The 24,762-nt window shown below is 32.5% G+C and carries 11 protein-coding genes and 1 pseudogene; 6 read left to right on the forward strand and 6 right to left on the reverse strand.

The features are described 5' to 3' along the window. Nucleotides 1-6: 6 nt before the first annotated feature. On the reverse strand, nt 7-1,887 hold the full coding sequence (locus IHE43_RS01620) for a M1 family metallopeptidase (protein ID WP_192188135.1): 1,881 nt from the start codon (nt 1,885-1,887) through the stop codon (nt 7-9). A gap of 63 nt (nt 1,888-1,950) precedes the next feature. Continuing rightward, entirely contained in the window at nt 1,951-3,585 is a 1,635-nt protein-coding gene (locus IHE43_RS01625) for a S8 family peptidase (RefSeq protein ID WP_192186377.1), read from the reverse strand. 302 nt (nt 3,586-3,887) lie between these two features. Between IHE43_RS01625 and IHE43_RS01630 the strand changes: the two genes are divergently transcribed. The 3 genes from IHE43_RS01630 (at nt 3,888) to IHE43_RS01640 (ending at nt 16,846) form a co-directional block, all read left to right on the forward strand. Next, nucleotides 3,888-10,205, forward strand: a complete 6,318-nt coding sequence (locus IHE43_RS01630; RefSeq protein WP_192186378.1) for a T9SS type A sorting domain-containing protein — start codon at nt 3,888-3,890, stop codon at nt 10,203-10,205. Between the two features lie 2 nt (nt 10,206-10,207). Further along, on the forward strand, nt 10,208-10,903 hold the full coding sequence (locus IHE43_RS01635; protein ID WP_192186379.1) for a hypothetical protein: 696 nt from the start codon (nt 10,208-10,210) through the stop codon (nt 10,901-10,903). A gap of 348 nt (nt 10,904-11,251) precedes the next feature. Then, nucleotides 11,252-16,846 carry a LamG-like jellyroll fold domain-containing protein gene (locus IHE43_RS01640; protein ID WP_192186380.1) on the forward strand — a complete coding sequence of 1,865 codons (5,595 nt, stop codon included), beginning with the start codon at nt 11,252-11,254 and terminating at the stop codon, nt 16,844-16,846. Between the two features lie 253 nt (nt 16,847-17,099). Here the strand turns inward: IHE43_RS01640 and IHE43_RS01645 are convergent, their stop codons facing one another. The 4 genes and pseudogenes from IHE43_RS01645 to IHE43_RS01660 form a co-directional block, all read right to left on the reverse strand. Next, nucleotides 17,100-18,746 carry a hypothetical protein gene (locus IHE43_RS01645; protein ID WP_192186381.1) on the reverse strand — a complete coding sequence of 549 codons (1,647 nt, stop codon included), beginning with the start codon at nt 18,744-18,746 and terminating at the stop codon, nt 17,100-17,102. Nucleotides 18,747-18,752: 6 nt separating this feature from the next. Next, the gene (locus IHE43_RS01650; RefSeq protein ID WP_192186382.1) at nt 18,753-19,886 is read right to left on the reverse strand and encodes a hypothetical protein; all 1,134 of its coding nucleotides are present in this window, start codon (nt 19,884-19,886) and stop codon (nt 18,753-18,755) included. A gap of 285 nt (nt 19,887-20,171) precedes the next feature. Then, nucleotides 20,172-21,028: pseudogene (locus tag IHE43_RS01655) on the reverse strand (MBL fold metallo-hydrolase). 82 nt (nt 21,029-21,110) lie between these two features. Then, on the reverse strand, nt 21,111-22,040 hold the full coding sequence (locus tag IHE43_RS01660) for a hypothetical protein (RefSeq protein WP_192186383.1): 930 nt from the start codon (nt 22,038-22,040) through the stop codon (nt 21,111-21,113). A gap of 362 nt (nt 22,041-22,402) precedes the next feature. On the opposite strand from IHE43_RS01660, the gene IHE43_RS01665 reads away from it, so the two are divergent. From IHE43_RS01665 to IHE43_RS01675, 3 genes are all read left to right on the forward strand, one after another. Next, nucleotides 22,403-22,732, forward strand: coding sequence for an iron-sulfur cluster assembly accessory protein (locus IHE43_RS01665; protein ID WP_192186384.1), 330 nt, complete (start codon nt 22,403-22,405; stop codon nt 22,730-22,732). Between the two features lie 84 nt (nt 22,733-22,816). Beyond that, entirely contained in the window at nt 22,817-24,265 is a 1,449-nt protein-coding gene (sufB, locus tag IHE43_RS01670) for a Fe-S cluster assembly protein SufB (protein WP_192186385.1), read from the forward strand. A gap of 6 nt (nt 24,266-24,271) precedes the next feature. Then, complete coding sequence (locus IHE43_RS01675) at nt 24,272-24,760, forward strand: flavodoxin family protein (protein WP_192186386.1); 489 nt, start codon at nt 24,272-24,274, stop codon at nt 24,758-24,760. Nucleotides 24,761-24,762: the final 2 nt, after the last annotated feature.

The following is a 24,762-nucleotide window of genomic DNA, read 5'->3' on the forward strand; positions in this document are numbered from 1 at the left end:
ATTGGATTATTTCACTTCAAAAACATTGTTTGCAGCTTTTATATCAGCCATTAATCCGCTTGGATCAATCGTGATTTTTTTGATTGCTGTTTTGTTTTTATCTATTGTAAAACTGTAGTTTGATTGTGCCCATGCCCAATCCTCCAAAACAGTTCTTTTTACACTTGGATTTGGATTTGGTTTGATGAAATTCATCATTCTTAATGGAATGTAGAAAGTCTCAGAAGTTCCGTCAGTATATTCAACTTTTAAATCGATTGGCATTGGCATTCTTCCAATTCTTTCTAAAGTTACCGTTGTTTTTCCTGCATTATCAGCAACGTCCTTAATTCCGTAATCAATTGTATTTGCCGTTTCAGTCCAGTCAATTAAATACCAATCCAATTCAGCTCCGGAAACTCTCTCTGCTGTTCTTTTGATATCATTTGGCGTTGGATGTTTGAATTTAAAATCGTTATAATATCTTTTTAAGGTAGCATCTAAATTTTCCTGACCAATTACATAGGACAGTTGCGCTAAAAAGAGACTTCCTTTTATATAAGATGAAATGCTATACGGTCTATTTTCATCGTAACGATCACCGTGAGTTGTTTGCGGCTGCTCTTTCCCAGAGTTTACTAAACTGTAATAAGCCGCATAATTCCCTTTAAATGGATTTTCTTCTTTTTTGTCGCCCTTCAATTCATTCAGTGCACTATCTTCGATATAAGTCGTAAAACCTTCGTCCATCCATGGGTGTTTTGACTCATTTGAAGCCAAAATATGCTGGAACCAAGAGTGTCCTAATTCGTGTGTTGCCGTTCCTAAAATTCCTTCAAGAGTACCACTTCCTAACATTAAAGTACACATTGCGTATTCCATTCCACCATCTCCGCCCTGAATAAATGAATATTGTTTGTACGGATATGGCCCAACTTTATGGTTATAATAATCCATTACTTTTACCATTAAAGGCTCTAATTGTTTCCAGTTTCCAGTTGTTTTAGGATCATTTTTGTAGAAGAAATGCAAATCAACATCATTTGGTCCTTTTACAATATCATGTGTATATTCTTTATCAGCAGCCCATGTAAAATCATGAACATTTGGCGCGATAAAATGCCATGTCAAAGTTTTTGCTTTTTTTGGATACACTACAGTTACACCTGCATCTTCATAACCATGACCGATTGTGTTTTTATCCTGTAAATATCCTGAACCACCAATTGTGTACTCTTTATCGATTGTAATTTTTACATCAAAATCTCCCCAAACACCGTGGAATTCCCTTGCGATGTAAGGATCCGCATGCCATCCTTCAAAATCAAATTCTGCTAATTTAGGATACCATTGTGACATCGATAATTCGACCCCTTCTTTATTATTACGTCCTGAACGGCGAATTTGAACCGGAACCTGTCCTTCGAAATCTAAAGTAAAAGTCGTTTTAGAATTTGGTAAAATTGGTTTCGCCAAAGTCACTTCTAAAATTGTACTTGAAGTTCTCGTTTGGGCCGTTACACCATCTTGTTTGAAATTCGTGATTTTTAGAAACCCGATTTCGTTTGGTTTTAAAGTTTCGATTCGGCTTTGTTTTACTTCTTTGCCATCAGCATCTTTAATTTTGTTTACCATCCTTGGATCAGGATCTTTTATAGAATGCAAACGTGCATCCATTTCACTTCCTGGCTGAAAAGCATTAGGGAATAAATGATAAAATACTTTTCTTAAAGTATCAGGAGAGTTATTAGTGTACACCAATTCTTGTTTTCCCTTGTACTGATAGTTTTTGACATCCATAGCAACCTCCATTTTGTAGTCAACATGTTGTTGCCAATATGGGGCGCTTTGTGCAAATGCTGAGTTTAAACCAAAACTCAAAAAGGATAATAGTATAATTTTTCGCATCATTATTTTAATAAAAATGGAAGAGTTGCCACTCTTCCATCGTGATTAGTGTTTTTATATTTTTTATTTCTTCGACATTTTTTCAGCCATTAATAACGCATTATAAGCGTTTACCATTTTAGCTGTTTTTGATGATTCTGTCGATGAAACTGCTACTGGTTCCGCATCTGGATTAGGGTTTTCTCCCAAAACTACTTTTGGAGGAAGTGCAACTCCTGAATCCATTAGAATTTGTTTTACCTGTGAAGCTTTCAAGTTTGGATAATAAGAACGAATTAAAGCAGCAACTCCGGCAGCATTTGGTGAAGCCATTGAAGTTCCCTGCAAATATTTATATTTATTATTTGGAACCGTTGCATAAATCTCTTCACCCGGAGCAAAAACATCTACATTGATTTTTCCAAAATTAGAAAATGGGGCAACTACATTTTCTCCGTACGCTTTATTGATTGCGCCAATTGTAATCACATTATCTGTAAACTCTTTTACGTTGTCTTCAGAATCATTTGGATAATTAATGTTTTTTGTTTCATCAATATTATATCCGTCATTACCTGCCGCATGAACAATTAAAACATCCTTTTTCTTTGCATATTTTAAAGCGTCATACACCCATTGTTTGTGTGGAGAAAAGCTTTTTCCGAAACTTCCGTTAATAACTTTTGCACCATTATCTACCGCATAACGAATTGCCAATGCAATATCTTTATCATATTCGTCTCCGTCTGGCACGGCTCTAACCGTTAAAATCTCAACATTATTAGCAATTCCGTCTCCACCTAAATTATTACCGCGAACTTGTGCAATAATTCCGGCTACGTGAGTTCCGTGAAGTGCTTCTTCCTTATCCGGACCAAAAACGACATTATTCCCGTAATGGTTATTTTTGATGTCTTCAGGGTTATCGCCTACGATTTTTCTTCCGTCAAATTCTTTGTTTAAATTGTAATTTAACTGATCATAAACTTGTTTTCTATAATCTTCCAATTCTGCCTCAGGATCAAATGTTGGACCTGCATTGGTGAAAATTTGAGTCATGATCATTTTACTTTGCGAAACTTTCGAATCGGTTGAAGTGATCTTGCTTAAATCTTCCAGTTTATAGGTCGTTTTATTTAATTCCTTTTTAATCGTATTGTGAACATCTAATAAAAAATCTACTTGTTGTTTATCTTTTAAGGCTTTTTCGTATTTCTCAGTATACTGTGCCAAAGCATTTTTATATGCTGCAGAGCCGTCGTCTCCTTTTTTAACAACACGTGTCATTTCAAGATTTTCATGTACGGCATCACCAAGGAAATTCCATCCGTGAACGTCATCAATAAAACCGTTTTTATCGTCATCAATTCCGTTTCCTGCAATTTCTTTAGGATTTGTCCAGATCATTCCTTTCAAATCTTCGTGCTCAATATCAACACCTGAATCAACAATACCAACGATTACTTTTACACCAGTTTTTCCTTGTAATAATTCGGCGTAAGCCTTATCAACGCTCATTCCTGCAATGGTATCTTTTGCCAGATCAAGATGACTCCATCTTTTCAATTCATTTTCGGTAACCGGAGCTTTTTTTACAATAGCAAAAGGGGCAGTAATTGCTGTTTTAGGAGTTGATACCTGCGCTTGTAAGGTTACGCTACAACCTGCTAAAACAAGTAATGCAAAAGCAGATAAACTATTTGGTTTTATATGACTCATATATATAATTATAATAAAAGTTAAAGATGGGCCTAAATTATGATTTTTTGTTACAAAAAACTAACAGTTAACACTGTGTTATGATTTTTTAGTTATGATTTAAGAAAATGTAAAATAACAGAAAAGCCCTTTACAGCAAAGATTAAATTATTTCCTACGAAAGCAATTATTAATTATGACTATAGTCTTTCTGAGGCGTCATAGATTAAATTATTGAGAAAAAACAGCTCCTTTACGTAATCCCGTAAGGAAAGTTAGTTTAAAACTTGTACACTTGCGCGACCGAATCATAAACTTATTCTATGAAAACAAAACTACTCTTGTTGCTGTTACTGGCAAATTTTTCGATTTATGCGCAGATTAACTTAGTTCAGAATTCTGGATTTGAAACCTGGACCGGTAATATACCACAAAGTTGGACCGTTGCGAATTCTGTTATTTCAAATGCTGATTTTGCATCTGGACAGTGGAGTGCAAAATTATCATACACAACTGTGTCTCCTAAAATTACTACACAGGTTCCTATGAAGGCTGGTGTTACTTATACCGTAAAATATAAGTATAAATATATACAATCAAATTATGGCGGAGATCATCCAATTGCTTTGAATATTTCAAAAGCAGGAAGTTCAACGACTTTATCAAGCAGTACTTTTGCTACAAATAATTTGTGGACTTCAAAAGAAACTACTTTTACACCAGATGCAGATCTATCTTACGATTTGTCATTTTCTACTTTTAGCTTCGACAGTGCTACTTTCTATGTTTTAATTGATGATGTAGAAGTTTATGTTAAAGGTACCGAACAATACACTCTTATTCCAAATGTTGAGTTTGAAAAAAGATTAATTAATTTAGGACTTGATTCAGGTGCAACTGATGGTAAAGTTTTAACTTCAAATATTGCTTTTGTTACTTCATTAGACATAGATACAAACACAGTTTCAGATTTAACAGGAATACAAGATTTTATTGCTTTAAAAACTTTGAATTGCTCTAATTTTCAAATTAATCAGGGGCTAAAAGGAAAGCTGACAAAGCTTGATGTGACAAAAAATGTAAATTTGACCACCCTGCGTTGTAGTGATAATGAACTAACATCGCTGGATGTTTCTAAGAATGTTCTTTTGACAGATCTGGATTTTACGAATAATAAAGTTACAACAATTGATCTTTCTAAAAATACAGCTTTAAGCAATTTGGATTGTTATTATAATAGTTTAACAGCTCTTGACCTTTCTAAAAATACAGCTTTAAAATTTCTGGACTGTTATACCAATCAAATAACGTCTCTTGATGTTTCTAAAAACATATTATTACAGGATTTAATGTGTTATGGAAATCAAATAACAGCTTTGGATCTTTCAAAAAACACTTCTTTAAAACGCTTTAACTGTTATTCAAATCAGCTTACGACATTGAATTTGAAAAATGGAAAAAACACTTTAATAACAAGTATAACGCTTTCGGGAAATCCAAAACTTTCTTGTATTATTGTTGATGATGTGGACTATGCTAATACGAATTGGTCAAAAAATAAAGATGCTGATGTTCCTTTTTATCCTTTCGAATGTTCTACAATAACACCAATTTTAGATCCAGCATTTGAAACTAAATTAATTGCTTTAGGAATTGATACTGACGGAAAAAATGGTGTTGTACTAAATTCTAGTATTGCAGGCATTACTTCTTTAGATGTTTCAGGAAGTTCAATTATCAATTTGAGTGGTCTTCAAGGTTTTACTTCTTTACAAACTTTAAATGTTTCTAATAATTTATTAAAAAAATTAGACCTTTCGAAAAACACGGCAATTACGATTTTAAATTGTTCTCAAAATTCGTCTCTAACTTGTATTCAGGTTGCAAATTTAACGACTGCAGCAACCTGGGCCACAACGAAAGATGCAATAGCATCTTTTAGCTTAGATTGTAACTTTTATACCACTATTCCAGATTCTAAATTTGAAGATAAACTTATCGCTCTTAAAATCGATAAGGATGGAAAAAATGGAAAGGTAAATACTGAAAGTATTGCAGACCTGACATCATTGGATGTATCTAATAGTGGCATTACTGACTTAACTGGAATTCAGGATTTTAAAAGCTTAAAGTCTTTAAAATGCAATGGAAGCTCTGGAAGTGCAGGATTAACCAAATTGGATATTTCTAAAAACACGCAGTTAACTGATTTAACTTGTACTTATCATCAAATCACTGCTGTAGATGTGTCAAAAAATACCCTACTTAAATCATTGAGTGTCGGCATGAATAAAATCACTGCAATAGATGTTTCTGCAAACACTGCTTTAACTCTTTTTAGTGTTGCCGGAAATCAATTGACGACTATTGATGTAACCAAAAATACAGCATTGGAAACTCTTGCTTTAGACATGAACAAATTAAGCACTGTTGATGTTTCTCAAAATACAAAATTAAAAACCTTGTATTTATCTATTAATGCATTAACCTCTGTTGATATTTCAAAAAATACTGATTTGACTTATTTATATGTTAGTTCAAACAAACTTTCTACAGTTGATATTTCCAAAAATACAGCTTTAGAATATCTTGACATTTCTTCAAATCAATTAAGTACCATTGACGTTACTCAAAATGTTAATTTGAATTATGCACGTGTATATAGTAACACATTGACTACATTGGATGTAACCAAGAATACGCTTTTAAAGAATTTAAATTGCAGCAATAATAAATTAAGTACGCTTGATGTTTCTAAAAATACCGTTTTAACAGATTTAGATGCTAATACAAATTTAATAGCGGCTCTTAACGTTTCTAATAATCTTTCATTGGCATATCTAGATTTGTATGGAAATCCAATTACATCTATAGATGTTACTAAAAATACTGCACTTAATTATCTATCTGTTTCCGGCACTAAGATAACAACACTGGATCTTTCTAAAAATGTAAACTTAAAAACCTTGTATTGTCCCAACAACAAACTTACAAACGTAAATCTAAAAAATGGAAAAAACACTTTACTTACAACTGTTTCTTTTCTATTAAACCCAGATTTAAAATGTATTCTTGTTGATGATGCAAATTACTCTGCTGCAAATTGGAAAAATAAAGATGTAACTTCTTATTACTCTAATATAGATTGTTCGCTGACAACTTATATAGCCGATTCTACATTTGAAGATAAATTAATTGCTTTAGGTATTGACACTGATGGAAAAAATGGTGTTGTTTTAACGGCTAACATTAAAACAATTACTTCATTAGATGTATCTAACAGTTCTATTAAAGATTTGACTGGAATTGAAGGTTTTACAGCTCTGACTAATTTAAATTCTTCAAATAATGCTTTAACTAATTTAGATCTTTCTAAAAATGCGGCCTTAAATACTTTAAATACTTCTAATAATGCATCGCTAACTTGTATTAAAGTTGCTGATGTAGTGCTTTCTAACAATTGGACGGTTACAAAAGATGCTATTGCCAGCTTTAGTTTAGACTGTAGACCTTATACTCAAATTCCTGATCTTAACTTTGAGAAAAAACTAATAGCTTTAGGTATTGATACTGATGGGGAAAATGGAAAAATATTGACTTCAAGTATCTCCTCATTAACGAGCTTAAGTATTGCTAATAGCGCTATTTCTGATTTAACAGGAATTGCCGATTTTAAGGCTCTTAAAACTTTAACTGTTTCCAGGAATAATTTAAAATCACTAGATATTTCTAAAAATAGCAGTTTAACCAATTTAAATTGTGATTCAAATCAATTAAAAAACATTGATATCTCTAAAAATGTATCGCTATATACTTTTAGTGCTTCAAATAACTTATTAACTAATTTAGATATTACAAAAAATACTGACTTGAGTTATTTAACTATTTCAAACAATAACTTAACTACTATTGATCTTTCTAAAAACCTAAAAATGTGGAACCTAGATATTAATAGTAATGCATTAACAGCATTAGATGTCTCTAAGAACATACAATTATATTCCTTACGTTGTTATTTTAATCAAATAACAACATTAGATTTATCTAAAAATGTGGCTTTAAATGAAATGTTAGCCAACAACAATAAATTGGTAAATGTTAATATAAAAAATGGAAAAAACACACTCTTACTTGCCGCTAACAATGGAGGAGTGAGATTTATGAGCAATCCTAATTTAACCTGTATTCAGGTTGATGATGTAAACTACTCCAATACAAACTGGAAAAACCAGAAAGATGCATCAGCGGTTTATTCTACAGATGCGTGCCCGGTTAATATTGCTTATACCCTGATTCCAGATGCTAATTTTGAAAATAAATTAATTGCTCTTGGTATTGATAAAGATGGGAAAAATGGTAAAGTGGCTACTGCAAGCATTTCTTCTTTAACCACTGTAAATGTATCAAACAGCGGAATTGCAGACTTAACGGGAATAGAAGATTTTGCTTCACTGAATTCATTAGACTGCAGCAAAAATCAACTAACAGGCATTGTACTTTATAGCAATAAGGCGCTTACCAGTTTAAATTGCAGCAACAATCAGTTAAGTGATATAAATACTACAGTAAACACTCTTTTGGCTGTTTTAAACTTTAGCTCAAACAACATCCTAACTTTTGATGCTTCTAAAAATTTACAACTAACTGCATTAAGCGCGAGTTTTAATAAACTAAACACTTTAGATGTTTCTAAAAATACTGCTTTAAAACAGCTGGATTGTGCTGGTAATAATATGTACAATCTTAATTTGAAGAATGGGAACAATGCCAATATGCAAAATATGATTTTCGGGAATTTTACAGAAAACCCAAATCTGCTTTGTATTCAAGTTGATGATGCAGCATTTTCTAATAACAATTGGATTGCAAAAGATGCCACAGCAAACTATTCTTCTGCAGCATGTGCAGAAAATTTACAATACACATCGATTCCTGATCCAATTTTCGAGAATGAATTGATTGAAAGTGGTATTGATAAAGATGGTAAAAACGGGAAAGTTTTAACTGCCAGTATTAGAAATATAACAAGTTTAACCGCTATTGACCTTGTAAATAAAGTTACAGATTTAACAGGAATTGAAGATTTTTCTTCATTAGTAGATTTACATATTTATCATGGTGCAATCACTAAATTGGATGTATCAAAAAATCTGAAATTAAAAATTCTGGATATGGCCGATAATAAAGTTTCTACTTTAGACTTATCTAAAAATACAGCATTAGAAACTTTAAGCTGCGGTTCTAATAATTTAACCCAATTAATTGTCGCAAACAATACTGCTTTAACTGAGTTAAGTGCGTCAAACAATCAGCTTACAAGTATTGATGTTTCTAAAAATAAAGCGTTGACTAAGTTATCGCTTGGTACAAATCAATTAACAAATATTGATATTACCGCAAACACAGCATTAACTTCTTTTGATATTTACAAAAATAAAGTAACAAGTATAGATGTTTCTAAAAATACAGCATTGACTACTTTAGGTGTTTCTGATAATTTATTGTCAAGTATTGATCTTTCTAAGAATACTACGTTGACTACTTTAAGTCTTTCCAACAATCCTTGGACAAGTGTAGATATTTCAAAAAATACAATACTATCGACCTTATATGTTACGAATTGCCAATTAACCAATATCGATCTTAGTTCTCATATAGCGCTAAAAGTCTTAGAAATTGCTAAAAACAAATTGACAACTTTAGACCTTTCTAAAAACACTGCTTTAACTTCTGTAATTGCGACATCAAATGAATTGACAAGTTTAAATTTAAAAAACGGAAAAAATACTTTGCTGATAAATGGAAATGTATCATTTTCTTCAAATCCAAAATTATTTTGCATTCTGGTTGACGATGTAAATTATGCCAATACAAACTGGTTAAACAGAAAAGATGCTATCGCAACTTACAATACAGAATGTACAGGAGAATTAACTCTGCCTGCAAATAATTTTACTGTTGAAACTAAAGGTGAATCTTGTCTGGGTGAAAATAATGGAGAAATAAGCATTACTGCAAAAACAGCATTGGATTATACTGCTACTATAAATGACAAGCCGTATTCTTTTGCAAACAATAGTTTAAAAGTTACTGCCTTAACTCCTGGAGTTTATAAAATTAAAATTACGGTTCCTAATACGATTTTCGAACAAAACTTCAATATAACAATCGCAAAAGGTGCCACAATAACCGGAAAATCTAGTATAACAGCTAAAAAAGTAGATGTTGAAATTACGGAAGGAACTGCCCCATTTACAGTTTTTGTAGACGGTACAGAACAATTTCAAACAACTGATTCTAACTTTTCTATAGCACTTAACGAAGGTGGATTAATCGAAGTTGCAACTGCAAAAGCATGTGAAGGAGTTTATGCTAAAAAAATTAAAACAACTGAGATTTTAGGAACAGTTCTTTCTGCTTACCCGAATCCAACTAAAGGAAACTTTGAAATTGAAATACCAACCGACAAAAATGAAGTTGTAATTGAATTATACAATTTTGGTGGTCAATTAGTTTCTCGCAAATCGTATGTTATCGAAAATGGAACGGCAAAATTAAGTCTTGAAAATCAACCTTCAGGAATTTATGCAGCCAAAATCTATTTAGAAACTCCAGAATATATTAAAATCATAAAAAAATAAAGATGAAGAATTTTATATACCTATCAATCATCGGTTTACTATTTACAGCCTGCGGTAGCGGTGGCGGAGATGATCCTGTTGCTCCGGCAAATACTGCTCCAACTGTTCCTGCATTAGCAAGTCCGGCAGATAATAAATTATGCTTAGACAATACCGTTGTTTTTCAATGGAATCAATCCAGTGACACTGAAAAAGATGCAGTGGTTTACCAGATTCAGGTAGCAAAAGACAATGGTTTTACTCAAATTGTATCAAACCTTGACGCAACATCAAACCTAACCAATACTGCTACTTTAGACAAAAACACGGCTTATTACTGGAGAGTTAAAGCAACAGATGCTAAAGGTTTAGCAAGTGCTTATACAGCAACTTATAAATTTTATACTGCTGGTGTTGCTGTGGTTAATCATTTGCCCTTTGCTCCGGCTTTAACACAGCCACTTATAAATAGTGTGTTAACTGGAACGAGCGCAACTTTAGGATGGACTGCTTCTGATGTTGACACTGCCGATGTTCTCTCTTACGATGTTTATTTTGGAACAGCCAATCCCCCAACCGTAAAAGTTAGCGACAACATAACTGGACTTTCCACTACTGTTGCAGTTGAGCCTACGAAACAATGTTTCTGGAGAGTTGTTGTAAAAGACAATAAAGGTGGAGAAACAATTGGCCAGGTTTGGAAGTTTAAAACTAATTAAAACTATAATATTGCAACTAGTTAAACAAAAAATCCCGTTTTCATTCAGTTGAAAACGGGACTTTTTATTTGCAGCAGTTTTTACGAAAACTTATAAAAAATCACTCCTTTACGTAAACCCGTAAGGAAAACTCATTTAAAACATGTACACTTGACCGACCGAATCATAAACTAAATCTATGAAATATTTAGTTGCTTTTAGCAAATTTCCGCAAACAACATTACAGCAAACTGATACTTAAAGTGCTAAACCTAAGGAAAACAGCGATTTTACCTTTTTACAAAATCTGTAAAACAAAAATAAATTTCAATCAAAACCACACATTCAAACAATCCAAATCTTTAGCATATGAAAAAAACTTTACTCTTACTTTTAATATTTTCATGTTTACAAATAAATGCCCAATGCTGGAAAACAGTGACTGCTGGATATAGTTATACTGTAGCCACACAAACAGATAATAGTTTATGGAGCTGGGGAGAAAACAAAAGTGGACAATTAGGAGATGGCACTATTATAAGTAACAATACGCCAAAAAAAATCGGAACAGCTACTGATTGGAAAATAGTAGTTACCGGAACTAATCATACTGTTGCTCTAAAAAACGATGGTTCTTTGTGGGCCTGGGGCAGCAACAAGGAAGGACAATTGGGAGATGGTACTTCTACAAATAAAAGTATTCCTATACGAATAGGAACCGATACTAATTGGCAGACTGTGGCAGCAGGAAATCAATATACAGTTGCCTTAAAGAACGATGGAACTTTATGGGCTTGGGGAGATAATTATTTTGGAGAATTAGGCAACGGTACCAGTTCAGGTAGCAGCATTCCTAAGCAGATTGGAACAGCTACAGATTGGAAATCGATAACGGTAGGTTATTATCATACTATTGCCTTAAAAACAGATGGTACTTTATGGACGTGGGGAGGAAATAATGCTGGACAATTAGGAGACGGCACTACTTCTAAAAGTAATTCTCCAAAAAAAATAGGAATAGCAACTGACTGGAAAATTATATGTGGAGGAGGCAGTCATACACTTGCTATAAAAACAGACGGATCATTATGGGCTTGGGGACAAAATAAATATGGAGAATTAGGAAACGGAACAACTACGGATAGCTATGTTCCGACAAAAATAGGAACGGCAACGGATTGGAAAAGTTTAGGAGCGGCGGGCGATCATACAATTGCCATAAAAACAGATAACTCTTTATGGAGCTGGGGATATAATTATCATAACGAATTAGGAAATGGCACATCCTTAAACAGCCTTGTGCCAATACAAATAGGAGCTTCAAAAAATTGGCAAGACGTACACGCAGGTTGGTATTACACAGCTGCTGTGAGTTCTGATGGCGTTATGTGGACTTTTGGAGATAATGCTGATGGACAATTAGGTGATGGTACTAATGTTAATAAAAATGTACCGATAACAGTTGTGTGCCCATCTTCGCTTGTAATAACAGCATCTCAAGTCAATATAAACTGTTTTGGTGATAAAAATGGTTCAGCTTCGGTAACAGCAGTTTCAGGCGGTATCGCTCCATATACTTATCTTTGGTCTAATGGTGCAACCACAGCAACCATTACGGGATTATTAGCCGGAAATTATACTTGTACTGTAACAGATGCCTCTTCATTATCCATTACAAAAAGTTTTGTTATTGCGCAGCCAACACTTCTTAACTTAATAATAACAAGTACAAATGCGTGTAACAATAATAATAATAATGGAAGTTTGACCGCTACAGCAAATGGAGGAACGCTCCCATACCAATATGCCATTTCACCGAATTTTACTTACCAAAGTTCAAATGTGTTTGCGGGTTTATCGGCAGGGACTTACACAATTAACACAAAAGACGCTAACGGATGTATTGTTACGAACACTACAACTATTACCGCAAATAATACACCACCTCCAACTGCCAGTTCACAAACATTCAATAATATTACTACAGTTGCAGACTTAAAAGCTGTCGGACTTAACCTTAAATGGTTTAGTGTGCCTGTTGGTGGAACTGCTTTAAATTTATCGACTGTAATACAAACGGGTACATATTATATTTCACAAACAATCGATGGGTGCGAAAGTACAATGAGAACTTCAGTCAACATAACAGTTACAGTGCCTTCAGGAAATGAGCCAATACCAACAAATGGTTTGATTGTATATTATCCTTTTAATGGAAATGCAAATGACCAAAGTGGAAATGGAGTTAATGGAAATCCACAAAATCTTACTTTAACTACTGACAGATTCGGGAATAGCAATGCTGCTTATTCTTTTAACGGACTAAATAGTGGTATGAGCATCTATTTGGCAAATAATCCACAAGCTACTAACACACGAACTATGACTGGTTGGTTTAAAGCAAGCGATCCTGTTAGCTCAAGCGCTTTTGATTTTTGTCTTGCAAGTTACGGAGCTGATGCAGATTCTTTTAAAATAACCTTTTATCGCAAAGGATATTTAGATGTAAATTTTGATTCTCAGACTTTTTCATCTCAAAAAAATTATTTTAATAATGAATGGACCTTTTTTGCGATGACTTTTGATGATGACACCAACGTTTTTTCATTGTATATAAACAATGTTCTTGAACTAACCGGAACCGTTAATTTGTTTACAAAAGGATTTGGAGGTATTTGTAACATCGGAAAAAACAATGCAAACAATTATTTTGAAGGTTCTATAGATGATATTGCCATTTGGAATCGCGTATTAACACCACAAGAAATTTCAGCCTTGTACGTACCCGGAAATAATATTAATTACACTTTAATACCTGATTCAAATTTTGAACAAAAACTAATTAATTTAGGAATTGACACTGATGGATTAAATGGAAAAGTTCTTACTTATAATATCAGCACTGTAAAGTTCTTAGACCTTACCAAAAGTAATATTTCAGATTTAACAGGAATACAAGACTTTGTATCATTAACTGATTTGTATTGTGGTCAAAATTCATTAACAACATTAAATGTAAGTAAAAATACCGCTCTGACTACTCTGGATTGTAACAACAATAAAATAACCTCTTTAGACGTAAGTAATAATATTGCTTTACTTAATTTGAGCTGCTATTCAAATCAATTAACAGCATTAGATGTTAAAGTAAATACAGCGTTAACAAAATTAGATTCGGGTTCAAACAAATATACTGCTTTGGATGTAAGCTCAAATACTGCGTTAACATTTTTGGGCTGTAATACTAGTCAATTAACCAGTTTAGATGTAAGTAAGAATACAGCTTTAAATCTGCTGGATTGTCGCGAAAATAAATTAACCCAGTTGGATGTTTCTAAAATCAATACTCTAACAGAGCTATATTGTCAATCTAATCAATTAACAAACTTGGATATAAGCAAAAATAAAGCTTTAGAATTTTTAAATTGTTCAAAAAATCAGCTAACCACTTTGGATGTTAGCGTAAATACTGCCTTAGTCGGTTTATATTCTAATTCTAATCAATTAACGAATCTAAATTTGAAGAATGCAAACAATGTTAAATTTGCATATCTAAATCTTATAGACAATCCAAATTTAAGCTGTATAAAAGTAGATGATGTTGATTTTGCTAACGAAAACTGGTCCGCTAAAAAAGATGCTACAGCTTCATTTTCATTGGACTGTTTGCCTACATATACCTTAATTCCTGATAGTAATTTTGAAAATAAATTAATCGCTTTAGGAATTGATTCTGGAACTGCTGACGGAAAAGTTTTGAGTTCAAATATTAGTTCGGTTACAGAATTAAATCTGTATGGTGCAAATATTAGCGATTTAACAGGAATACAAAATTTTAAAGCCCTAGACTCTTTAAACGTAATGTCAAACAAATTGATTGCTTTAGATCTTTCTAAAAATTTGGCATTAAAATATCTTCTTGCCAATTATAATAATTTAACAGAGATTGATCTTTCTAAAAATGTGGGTCTTGAAAACTTAAACTTAGCCAATAATAGCTTAAAAAACATAAATGTTTCAAAAAACCTAAGTTTGTTGTATTTTGTTTGTTCAACTAACCAATTAACTACTGTAGATGTTTCAAATAATAAATTATTACGACTATTATGGTGTGAAAGAAATCAAATAACAAACTTAGATGTTTCCAAAAATACTGCTTTGTCTACAATTCTCTGCTCAGAAAATCCATTGCTGACCAATGTAAATTTAAAAAATGGAAATAATGGTTCTATACAATTGGAACCTTATGTAATTAACTTTTCAAAAAATCCTTTACTAACGTGTATTGTTGTTGACAATGCGATTTATTCTAATGAAAAATGGTCTGGCTTCAAAGATTCTACGGCATCTTACTCAACTGTAGACTGCGCTCAGATTACCGCAATACCTGATCCTGCTTTTGAAGACAAATTAATAGCGTTAAAAATTGACAATGATGGTAAAAACGGATCTGTTTTAAATAGTAGTATTTCAAGTGTAACTTCTTTAAATCTCTTAGCTAGCAATATCAAAGACTTAACAGGAATTAAAGGTTTCACAAGTTTACAAACTCTTAATTGTAGCGGAAATCAATTAGCAACTCTGGATATTTCACAAAATAAAAATTTGACTTCGCTTGATTGCAGCAGTAATAAATTATTATCTCTAAACCTGAAAAACGGAAACAATAAAAACTTTAAGAATTCTAACTTTACCAAAAATTTAGATTTAAGTTGTATTCAGGTTGATGATCAAGCTTATTCAAACCAAAATTGGACAAGTTTTAAAGACAATACCGCAAATTACAACGTAGATTGTACTATCTATACAATACTTAATGACAGTAGTTTTGAACAAAAGTTGATTGATTTGGGAATTGATAAAGATGGCCTTAACGGAAAAATAGCCACCGCCGATATTAGCAGTATTACATATCTGGATCTTTCTGGTGCTAATATTACAGATATATCAGGAATTGAAAATTTTACTGCCTTAACTTATTTAGATCTTTCTTCTAATAACTTAAATGTAATAGATGTAAGTAAAAATACGTCTCTTATGAAACTAGATTTATACAATAATCATTTAACGAGTTTGGATGTCACTAAGAATACTAAGCTTTTAAATTTAAGTGTAGCAGAAAACCAAATCATTAATCTGGATATTTCTCAAAATAAAGCACTTCTTTTTGTCAATGTTTCTGATAATTTACTCACGAATTTTGACTTAACATCAAATACAGCATTAACAATGATTGATTGCAGCGAAAATAATTTAACAAAATTAAATGTTTCAAATGCACCCGATTTGACTTATTTAGTTTGCGGGCAAAATAATATTGCTTCATTAGATCTTTCCGTAAATACAAAACTGGAAAATTTATATTGCTATAATAATGCATTAACTGTTTTGGATCTTAGCAAAAATGTTCAACTGAAAAGATTAAATGCTTCATGGAATCAATTGACAAATGTCGATTTATCTCACAACCCTTTATTAGAGTTGGTGTTCTTAGAATTCAATCCTCTAACATCGTTGAATGTCCAGAATGGAAATAATAAAAACTTCATTTTACCATCACAATCTGGCAAAAAATCTGAAACTGCAATATACACGAGTTTTCTAGGTAATAAAACACTTGGTTGTATCAAAGTTGATGATCCGGCATATTCAAATGCCAATTGGTCTAAAATTAAAGAAGAAAGTACTGTTTATTCTGCAACTTGTTCTTTAGGTCTGGAAGAATCGATTTTTGATAAAGCAGTTGTATATCCAAATCCAACAAAAGGCGAAGTAAACATCAACAATATCGCTTTAGACAAAGTAACCGTTTACAATACAACAGGACAATTGGTAAAATCATTTACTTTAGATTCTGGTAATACAAACAATAGCATAGATTTATCCGGATTACCGACAGGAGTTTATTATATATACCTAATAAATCAGGATGCGGCTTCTGCTAAAAAAATTATACTCGAATAACTAATAATTTTCCATAATGCAAAAATCCCATTTTCGTTCTGTCGAAAATGGGATTTTTGCTGTTTTATTACTTTGATTTCTACATCAAAATTTCGTTGGCTTATAATGACAAACCTAAGGGCGATACCTCAAATACGGCTACGTTTTTCAAACAAGGTTTGGATGGAAATCAGACTAAATTATTTCTAATTTAAAGCATAAAAAAAGGGCCGTCTAAATGACAGCCCTTTCTTAAATTATTTATGAAACAGAATTATGAGTTACCACATAATTTAGTATAATCATCAAACATTTTGATATAAGTTTCTTTGTTTTCAAAGTCATAAGCACCTTTGTCAATACTTTCGATCATTTGTGGACAATCAGAAAAATATTCTCTTAATGCTTTTCTTCTTCCAAGGAAAACTGGTGGACTAAAGAATTCATCCTGAGCTGGTTTTTTCAAAGAATAATCATCCTGTGGAAAGAATTCATGATACAATGAAACTTTACCTCCTTTTTTAACCTCTTCAAACAATGAATATCTTTTTGTATTGGTTTCCACTTTATCACCTAATGATACTAAAGGCACTCCTCTTCCTGCTTTACCTACGATATACATTCTACCTTCATTATCTTTAATGTTAACAACCTTTTTTAAGTTTGTTTTTTCAGGTTTTTTCTGTCCGTCAATATAGATTCTAACACTACTTTTTTCTGAACCAATACCATCCATCATAGCTCTAAAACCAGATACAGTTTGTTCTGTTCTCAAATCTACCAATTCTGGGAAATCACTGATAATTCTAACTTTACCTTTGAAAACTTTTGCATCTACATCTAAAACTTCTCCGTCAAACTCAGCATATTTAAACGCATTAGGTGATTTTTTGTAAGCAGCCAAAACTGGTTCTGCCTGAATAGCTTCAATTGTAAATGCTTTTTCAGTAATCTTTTTATATTTGTCAATATCTTCAATTACACGCGTTAAGTAAGGATAATCATCTCTCATACCTAAAAAGCTTTTTTCATTTTCTTTTACTCCAGGCATATATTTATTAGCCTCATCAACATTTCCTAAAAGAATATAAGTAGCAACTAAATTATAGTTGGCACTAAATCTTATTTTTTTAGCCAAATCTTCATCTTCTTTATCCTGAAAATTCACATACTCTAACCAGTATTTTTGTGCTTCTCCAAATAAATCAGCCCAATTTTCTCTGTCTACATCCACTAAAGTTGGCAAAACCTGCACAGATTGATTGAACTCGTCTACATTAAAAGTAGATTTTGATTTTTTCTTCTTTTCAAGATCAACATATTTTAATTTGTTAATCGCCGGACCGTACAAGTAAAATCCTTCAAACTCAGCAATCATCGCATTAAAATTGTCACTTAATATTTTACTAGCTAAATTGTCATAAGTGTCTGATGGATTTGTAACAAACATACATACTTTAGGAGTCGTGTATCTTTTGTAAATTACTTTTCCTGATTTATCTGAGATTTCTAAATTAGACTCTAAACCAATATAATAAGCAGGTGCTTTTTGGTAATAAGTTTCTAAATAATCCTCATCATGTACTAACTCATAACGAGTTAAATTGTATTTGATTTTAAAATCTCCATCATTACTCTTCTTTAAACCTGATATTGAGAAACTTTCATTGAATTTTTCTGCTGAAAAAGGTAGTTTTCTAAGATTGAAACTGCTTTCTAAACCTGGTGAGAGGTCTAAAACCATTTCGTATGATTTATACTTTCCGTACTTAGTATCTACTGGCGGAACTGGTCCACGTAAATTTAGTCTGTTTGTAATGGCAGTCGTCTTACCAGTAGCCATTGAAGTCATCTGACCACAAACAGTTTGATTTATACCAGTAAGTACCAGTAATAAAATAATTTTTGTAATGTTTTTCATGTATTTCTATTTAAGGGCTGGGTTATGTGTGGTATTCAATTTCGACGCTTTAAAACTTGCGATTAATTTATTAGCTTTTTCGATTAAACCTTTTCCGTCGCTTTTATCGTAATCATTAGCAATTAATTTTTCTGATTCAGCAATCGCTTTTTCTGGCTGATCTAACATTATATAAATAACAGCCAAATTATAGTAGGCAGAATATCTCAATTTACGAGAAGGTTTGTTGTCTTCCGGATACTTCGTTTTCAAAGAATCAAAATATTCAATTAAAGGCTGCATGTTTGATTTTAGATCATCTATCGGTTCATCAGCCTTCATCGTAGCGAACAAAGCTTTAACCGCCTGAATTGCTTCAATTTGAGCATTTCCTTCATCGCTTTTAGCATCCAAAATCCAAAGGATCTCATTATCATTTTTAGGTTTAAACCCGTAAGTATAATTGATATTAGCATTAAAATTATTTAATGAATTATCTGCAAATTCTCTAAGCTTTTGGTCACGGATCGCACCTCTGTTTAGACGAAATTCCTTCATTGGTGCAGAAGGATCTGTATACTCTTTTGATTTATACTCTAATGTTCCGTTAAAACTAATGTTATAACCATCAGTAACAGCTGTAGTATCTTTTTTTACAACAGCATTTTTCAAAAATCGGTTAGTTGGGGCAGCAGCTTGTATCGTTTTTTCTGCCTGAACTTTTGCATCTGTTTCGGCCGGTGTATGTGGACCTTTTATTTTAGCATAACCTCTGGCAGCATATGTTGATGAAACAGAGTAGTATTCTGTTCTGCTGGTCACTCGTCCGTCTTTGTCTTTCTTTTCATCAACTCTGGTTTGAGGAGAAGCACCGCTTTCGACAAAATCTTCTAAATTAAGTTCGATATCAACTGTACCGTTTTCCTCTACTTTTTTCCAGCCAAATATATTAATCTTGTCATTTAAACTGATTGGATCTACATAACTTTGCAAGGCTCCACCTAATCTAACTCTCGAAGAAAAAGTTCTTTTTTCAAATGGTACCGGCTCTTTTGGAAGAATTTGATAACTGACGTTAAAATAAAAACGATCCAAATCTACTTTCTGCGCTTTGGAGCTAAAAACAGACATGAATAAAATAAAAATAATGATTTTTTTCATAGGTTAATTATTAATAATTTTGAGCTACAAACCTATTTATAATATTTCAAAAAAGCAACTTTAAAACCCTGTAAAAGAAAGAAGTTCACATTAATTTTATGCACTCCTAAAGCGTAATCAATCAGACAGTTATAAAAATTTATTTGTTAAAAATTTCATTTCTAATTAACCTAAATAATCCTGTTAATGCGTTAATGAAATACAGATTTTACTTAGATAAAAAACGAAGACTTTTATCTTTAAAATGCATAAAGAAATCTATACTATTTCACCTCAATAAATATATCAGAAAATATCTTCGCAAGTGAAGACCTCTTTTAAGCGAACGCCTTTTTCAGTATGCTCAACCGTTATTATTTGGTTATGAGCGTCATGCTCCAGGAATAAATAATAATTCTGATCAGCGGCAGCGTTTAGTAATTTTGACTTTTCGGGCATGGTCAATAGTGGTCGGGTATCATAACCCATTACATAAGGAAGTGGAATATGTCCGGCTGTCGCCAATAAATCGGCACAAAAAACAATCGTTTTATCTTTATATTGAATATGTGGAATCATCTGTTTTTCGGTATGGCCATCAACATAAAAAATTCCAAAATTCATTTCTTCAGAAAAGCCAAAATCAGCATCAGGACGTTTTATAAAATTCAATTGCCCACTTTCCTTCATTGGTAAAATATTCTCCGATAAAAAGAAGCTTTTTCCCTCGGATTTGGTTTAGTTGCCCATTCCCAATGCTTTTCATTAGTCCAATATTTAGCATTTTTAAACGCAGGCTCATATCCGGTTTTATCAGCGTTCCATTGCACACTTCCTCCACAATGATCAAAGTGTAAATGTGTCATAAAAACATCAATAATATCGTCTCGCTGAAAACCATATTTTGCCAACGATTTGTCAATCGAATGCGATCCCCAAAGCGAATAATAACCAAAAAATTTCTCTGATTGTTTGTCTCCCATTCCGGTATCAATCAAAATCAGGCGATTTTGATCTTCAATAAGCATACAACGCGCTGCAATATCAATTAAATTGTTCGCATCGGCCGGATTCGTTTTGTTCCAAATTGTTTTAGGAACAACGCCAAACATGGCACCTCCGTCTAATTTAAAATTTCCGGATTCTATTGGGTAAAGTTTCATGAGAATATATTTCTAATGGAACAAATCTAGGAAATCCAATTTCCTTATACTAGAAATTTTCCTCTAAAATCTTTACAAGAATTTATTCCAGGGTAATCGAAGTGTTTCCAAAAAGTTCCTGTTTGTCGAAGAAGTTGACAAAATAAGTTCCTTTGAGAAAATGACTTTCTTCAGAATTAAGAATTCCATAAACATTTGCAGGTTTTCCCTGAAAATCAACCGCTACAATAAAACTGTAAACTAAAGCTTTATCATTTCCGAATTCGATTAATTTATTTTCGCCTAAAACCGTATTTTTTTGATCCAAAACCTGAACATAAAAAATTCTCTTTCCAGTTTTTGCAATCGAATTTCCGTTTATAGTAAAGCTTACTTTGAGCTTTTGAGCATTTTTGGCTCTATCTGTTTCCAGTTCTTTTCCTGATTTTTTCTCAAGAAGCGCCACGACCTTAAAATTACTCATTGTTAATCTTGAAGCGTCCTTTAAAGTCGATTCCAGTTTCTTTTGCTTAGAAACCAAAGTGTCATTTTCAGCCTTTTGCTGATACATAACCACATTTTGATTCTCAATTTCAGTTAATAAATTTTTATTTTGAGACTTTAGTTTTTTAACCTCCAATACGTTCGAACTTAATGAAAGTCTCAGGTCAGAAAGTTGCTTGCGATATAACACTATTTGGTCCCTAGAAGGATTCTTTGATGCTCTGATGATTTCCATCAGATTTTCAACATTTCTTTTCTCAATTTCTAATTGCTGCGATAATGATGTCTTCTCTAAAATTGCAACATCATAAGCTAGTTTTAGAATATTTAAAGAATCCAGTATGTCTTTTTGAGCAAGTTCGCGCTCACTTAATAGTACAGTATTTTGTTTTTTATCTGTTATATTTTTAGACAAATCAAAATTAAGATTTGATTCTTTACTAAAAATATAAAATGTAGCACCTAATCCAAAAACAAATAATAGTGCAAAAAGTGCTTTTGCCCACCCGTTTTTATGATGTTTTTTCATAATTACTCCTAATTTATCGCAAAAATACCACAATTTTACTAGTTGAAATACGTATAAATACGGTATTTTAACTTAAAAGAAACATTATTACCAAGTTTCAAATTAAAAATAAGAACTCATTTCAAATGCTTAAAAAAATAAGTTTTGTTTATTGTAAAATTGAATTTTATAAAACAAAATAACTTCTATCTATTTTAACATTTGTTATAATAATGTGAACCGTTATGGAAAAAGGTTTTTAAGTCGTATCTTTGCAAACAATTTCATTTGAACATTGAAACACAGTACTTTAAAAATATAATATTTTGATTAGTATTTTAAAAGTGGATTTAAAATGAAAGAAAAAATAAATACCATATACAATGATAAAAGTTTCTGATACAGCCAAAAAGAAAATCATCGACTTGATGAAAGATGATGGTTTTGATGCCGCACACGACTATGTACGCGTAGGTGTGAAAAGTGGTGGATGCTCTGGTTTGTCATATGATTTAAAATTTGATAAAACCAAAGGCGAAGACGATAAAATATTCGTAGACAACGACATAACAATTGCAGTGGAGAAAAAATCATTTCTATATTTAGCCGGAACAATCTTAGAATTTTCTGGAGGGCTAAACGGAAAAGGATTTGTATTCAATAATCCAAATGCAAGCAGAACTTGTGGTTGCGGAGAATCATTCTCACTATAAATTAATATAAAGAATAACAAGACTAATGAAGAGTAATTCTTTGAAATTTTTGAAAAATTACATCTTTAAATCTTTACATCAAAAATGAGCAAATACACAGAAGACGATTTAAAAATCGAACTCGAAACTAAAGAATACGAATACGGGTTTTACACCGATATCGAATCGGAAACGTTTCCTATTGGCTTAAACGAAGATATCGTGCGAGCTATTTCTCTTAAAAAAGAAGAACCGGAATGGATGACTGACTGGCGTATCGAAGCTTTCCGTGCATGGAAAGAAATGATTGAGCCGGAATGGGCCAATGTTCATTATGTAAAACCAGACTTTCAGGCGATTTCATATTATTCAGCTCCAAAACAAGTAGATCCAAATAAAACTTTGGACGATGTAGATCCGGAACTTTTAGAAATGTACAAAAAGTTAGGAATCTCTGTAGACGAACAAAAAATGATGAACAATGTTGCTATGGATATTGTTGTCGATTCTGTTTCTGTGGCTACTACTTTCAAAAAAACTTTGGGAGAAAAAGGTATTATTTTCTGTCCGATTTCTGAAGCTATCAAAGAACACCCTGAATTAGTCCGTAAATATTTAGGAACTGTTGTCCCTCAAAAAGATAACTTCTATGCAGCATTAAACTCAGCGGTTTTCTCTGACGGAAGTTTCTGTTATATTCCAAAAGGTGTTCGTTGCCCAATGGAACTTTCAACTTATTTCAGAATCAATCAGGCAGGAACAGGACAATTCGAAAGAACGCTTGTTATTGCTGATGCAGGAAGTTACGTTTCATACCTTGAAGGCTGTACCGCTCCAAGTCGTGACGAAAATCAATTGCACGCTGCTGTGGTTGAATTAATCGCTTTGGATGATGCAGAAATTAAATATTCTACCGTTCAAAACTGGTTTCCTGGAAACAAAGAAGGAAAAGGTGGAGTTTACAACTTCGTAACCAAAAGAGGTTTGTGCGAAACAAATGCTAAAATTTCATGGACACAAGTAGAAACTGGTTCTGCCGTAACCTGGAAATATCCTTCTTGTATATTAAAAGGAGACAACTCGGTTGGAGAATTTTACTCTATCGCCGTTACCAATAATTACCAACAAGCAGATACCGGAACCAAAATGATCCATTTAGGAAAAAACACTAAATCGACTATTATTTCTAAAGGTATTTCGGCTGGTAAATCACAAAACAGTTACCGTGGATTAGTGCAAATTAGCCCAAGAGCTGAGAATGCGAGAAACTTTTCGCAATGTGATTCATTATTAATGGGTAACAATTGCGGTGCACATACTTTCCCTTATATCGAAAGTAAAAATCCATCGGCTAAAATCGAGCACGAAGCAACTACAAGTAAAATTGGAGAAGATCAGGTTTTTTATTGCAACCAAAGAGGTATCCCGACAGAAAAAGCGATTGCCTTAATTGTAAATGGTTTCAGTAAAGATGTATTGAACAAATTACCAATGGAGTTTGCTGTTGAAGCTCAAAAATTATTAGAGATTTCTTTAGAAGGATCTGTTGGATAATGAAAGATGGAAAATAAAAAAGTCATCATTTTAGGTTCAGCCAGAAAAAACGGAAACACAACAAAAATTGTCGATGAAATTGCAAAAGAATCGAGAATTGATGTGATTGACTTAAGTGATTATAATATTTCTCATTATGATTACGAAAGCAAAAACAGAGAAGACGATTTTCTTCCTTTAATTCGAAGAATACTTGAAGAGTACGACACTTTAATTTTTGCAACGCCCATATATTGGTATAATATGAGTGGAATTATGAAGGTTTTCTTTGATCGCTTTTCGGATTTAATCCGAATTGAAAAAGAAACCGGACGAAAGCTTAGAGGAAAGAAGATTGGTGTGATATCAAATTCACACGACAACGAAATTGAAGAGAGTTTTTACATTCCGTTCAAAAAAACAGCCGATTATTTAGGCATGGAATATTTAGGACACGCGCATTTTAATGCTAACATCCTGAACCAAACAACAAAAATAGAATTGACATTTATATAAAA

Origin of the sequence: Flavobacterium sp. MDT1-60 (assembly GCF_014844035.1) — a bacterium.
Classification (GTDB): domain Bacteria; phylum Bacteroidota; class Bacteroidia; order Flavobacteriales; family Flavobacteriaceae; genus Flavobacterium.

What these genes read in the sequence shown, in the direction of transcription:
- IHE43_RS01620 (WP_192188135.1), bottom strand. Translation starts at nt 1,887, where the DNA reads ATGCGAAAAATTATACTATTATCCTTTTTGAGTTTTGGTTTAAACTCA.
- sufB (WP_192186385.1), top strand. Translation starts at nt 22,817, where the DNA reads ATGAGCAAATACACAGAAGACGATTTAAAAATCGAACTCGAAACTAAA.
- IHE43_RS01630 (WP_192186378.1), top strand. Translation starts at nt 3,888, where the DNA reads ATGAAAACAAAACTACTCTTGTTGCTGTTACTGGCAAATTTTTCGATT.
- IHE43_RS01640 (WP_192186380.1), top strand. Translation starts at nt 11,252, where the DNA reads ATGAAAAAAACTTTACTCTTACTTTTAATATTTTCATGTTTACAAATA.
- IHE43_RS01625 (WP_192186377.1), bottom strand. Translation starts at nt 3,585, where the DNA reads ATGAGTCATATAAAACCAAATAGTTTATCTGCTTTTGCATTACTTGTT.
- IHE43_RS01675 (WP_192186386.1), top strand. Translation starts at nt 24,272, where the DNA reads ATGGAAAATAAAAAAGTCATCATTTTAGGTTCAGCCAGAAAAAACGGA.
- IHE43_RS01650 (WP_192186382.1), bottom strand. Translation starts at nt 19,886, where the DNA reads ATGAAAAAAATCATTATTTTTATTTTATTCATGTCTGTTTTTAGCTCC.
- IHE43_RS01660 (WP_192186383.1), bottom strand. Translation starts at nt 22,040, where the DNA reads ATGAAAAAACATCATAAAAACGGGTGGGCAAAAGCACTTTTTGCACTA.
- IHE43_RS01635 (WP_192186379.1), top strand. Translation starts at nt 10,208, where the DNA reads ATGAAGAATTTTATATACCTATCAATCATCGGTTTACTATTTACAGCC.
- IHE43_RS01645 (WP_192186381.1), bottom strand. Translation starts at nt 18,746, where the DNA reads ATGAAAAACATTACAAAAATTATTTTATTACTGGTACTTACTGGTATA.
- IHE43_RS01665 (WP_192186384.1), top strand. Translation starts at nt 22,403, where the DNA reads ATGATAAAAGTTTCTGATACAGCCAAAAAGAAAATCATCGACTTGATG.